Annotated in this window: 1 protein-coding gene and 2 pseudogenes; 1 reads left to right on the top strand and 2 read right to left on the bottom strand. The window is 58.2% G+C overall.

What is annotated here, in order from left to right:
* Positions 1-136: 136 nt before the first annotated feature.
* Positions 137-361 (bottom strand): annotated as a pseudogene (locus A3722_RS23395) (DDE-type integrase/transposase/recombinase); the annotation flags it as partial.
* An 85-nt stretch (positions 362-446) separates the two neighbouring features.
* On the opposite strand from A3722_RS23395, the gene A3722_RS13800 reads away from it, so the two are divergent.
* Positions 447-1,475, top strand: coding sequence for an IS110 family transposase (locus A3722_RS13800; protein ID WP_067629924.1), 1,029 nt, complete (start codon positions 447-449; stop codon positions 1,473-1,475).
* 278 nt (positions 1,476-1,753) lie between these two features.
* On the opposite strand, the pseudogene A3722_RS13795 reads toward A3722_RS13800, so the two are convergent.
* Positions 1,754-2,239 (bottom strand): annotated as a pseudogene (locus A3722_RS13795) (IS6 family transposase); the annotation flags it as partial.
* Positions 2,240-2,306 lie beyond the last annotated feature (67 nt).

Genomic DNA, 2,306 nt, shown 5'->3' with positions numbered 1-2,306 from the left:
TTCGCGAACGCGCTTGATGTAGATCATCTTTCGCTTGCTATGCCCGGTTTCCAGAGATGATCGGCGAAAGACAGGCTCATCCAACGGCATTGCCAAGTTGGGTGATCGTGGGCGCAAGGGGGCGTGGCGTGAGCGCTTATGCGGTCATCTGGAGCGCATAGTCGTTCCACAGGCTGAAGGCGTCAGCCCGTGCGTGGCGGTATGAAGATGCGGTGAGACGATAGCGACGGGGACGGAAGAGGGTGTTTATCTGATCATGGGCCGCGAGGAATCTCTGCGCCTGTCGTTGGGACTTGAAGCGCCCCATGATTTTCTCTCGCCGTCGCGTTGGTCTATGTGAGCCCTCGATCCGGTTGTTCAGATGGGGTGGTTGCCGTCCTCCCCAAACGGCATCGCAATGTGCCAAGGTCGTGGTGTTCAAAGCCACAAGAAGGAAAGGACGGCTAATGATAGATACAATGATCGGAGTGGACCTGGCGAAGAATGTTTTCCATCTTCATGGGGCCAGCATGACCGGGCAGTTGAAATTTCGCAAGAAGCTGTCCCGGCCACAGTTTCGCGCGTTTCTTTCTACGCAACCGCCTGCCGTGATCGTCATGGAGGCCTGCGGCAGTGCCAGCTACTGGGCGCGAGTGTTGTCCGGGATGGGTCACGAGGTGAAACTGATCGCACCGCAGTATGTGAAACCATTTGTGAAACGCCAGAAGAATGATGCTGCGGATGCTGAAGCTATCGTCATCGCCGCGCAGCGGCCGGAGATGAGGTTTGTTCCGCCCAAGACCAAGAAACAACAGGCCCGTGCGATCCTGTTCCGGAACCGGGAGCGTTTGGTGAACCAGCGCACCGAGCTGGTAAACAGTCTACGATCAATCCTCTACGAGTTCGGGCACACTATCCCGCAGGGCATCGGGAATGTGAGCCGCGGGTATGAGATCCTTGAGGACCCAAATTGCGATCTTCCGGACCTAGTCCGCCAGGAATGTCGAGACCTTTTGGAACTGATCGAAGAGACCACGGTACGGATCGCGGCCAAGTTAAAGCGGATCAAAGCGTTGTCCACGGAGACGGAAACGGCCAAACGTCTTCAGACGATGCCGGGGGTTGGCCCTCTAAGCGCCCTCGCCATTGAGGCGTTTGCTCCACCACTGGAGACATTCGCCCGGGGCCGCGACTTTGCGGCCTGGTTGGGACTCGTGCCGCGACAGCATTCATCCGGCGGCAAACCCCGTCTGGGGCGCATGTCGAAGGCAGGACAGTCTGACATCAGGCGCCTTCTGATCATCGGCGCGATGTCACGCTTGAGCAGGTTAGGCCGCAAATCCATACCCAAAGGGTCCTGGCTGGAACGCATGCTTGCGCGCAAGCCAAAAATGCTGGTCGCGGTTGCGCTGGCCAACAAGATGGCCCGCGCCCTCTGGGCAATGCAAATGACGAAGGAGAGTTATCGGGATCCGACGCAGACTGTCGCTGCATGACCATACTGTAGCACAGGGCTGAGCAACGTCGGTGAAGGAGGTGTAAGAAGTCAACGACCTGAATGGGCAAAATGATCGAACAGATCTGGATCGGGAAAACCAGGATAAGGGGAAGAGCGTCAAAGCTCGTTGTTTAGGTCTGGCCTCGATCCGCAGATCACCATCCCGGCCAGCGGCTTCTGGTAACGCCGCACTCAAAGGCCTGACAGAAGCTCGCACTCGATCACCAACTCACGCAGATTGAAAAACTTCTTGCATCACGGACGGCAACCACAGAAGCCCTTGTGTGCCCGATGATCGGCGTCGGGAGCGAGCTTCCGGATCGGCGCAAAATAGCTGCGCAGTTTGTCGGTGATCACCACACGGGGCTGGCCGAACTGCGCGATGAGCCTTGCCAGAAAGCGCTTTGCCGCCCTGGCATTTCTGCGGGTTTGCACGAGGATGTCGAGCGTGTCGCCATTGGCATCCACGGCCCGCCACAGCCAGTGCTTCTTGCCACGGATCGGGATAACCACCTCGTCCAGATGCCAGTTGTCTGAAGGCGCTGGCCGGTCTCGTAGGATGCGGGTCGAGAAATGCCCGCCAAAGCGGTTGACCCAAAGCCTGATGCTCTCGCGGCTCACGATCACGCCGCGCTCGGCCAAAAGGTCCTCGACGTCCGCCGTGCTCAAAGCAAAACGGTGCCAGGCCCAGACGGCATAGGCAATGATCTCCCGGGGAAAGCGAAAGCCCTTCAGGCGCGGCATGGATGACGGCATTTTCATCCGAGATCCTGTAGCAGGGGCTCCACGACACAACAACTTGGCAATGCCCATCCAAGAATTGATCAAC

The organism is Sulfitobacter sp. HI0027, assembly GCF_001634775.1.
Classification (GTDB): domain Bacteria; phylum Pseudomonadota; class Alphaproteobacteria; order Rhodobacterales; family Rhodobacteraceae; genus Sulfitobacter.
The sequence above is the reverse complement of the archived record's forward strand: the minus strand, read 5'-3'. Positions and strand labels throughout refer to the sequence as shown.

Excerpts from the sequence above, each read along its gene's own strand:
- A3722_RS13800 (WP_067629924.1), top strand. The coding sequence starts at position 447 with ATGATAGATACAATGATCGGAGTGGACCTGGCGAAGAATGTTTTCCAT.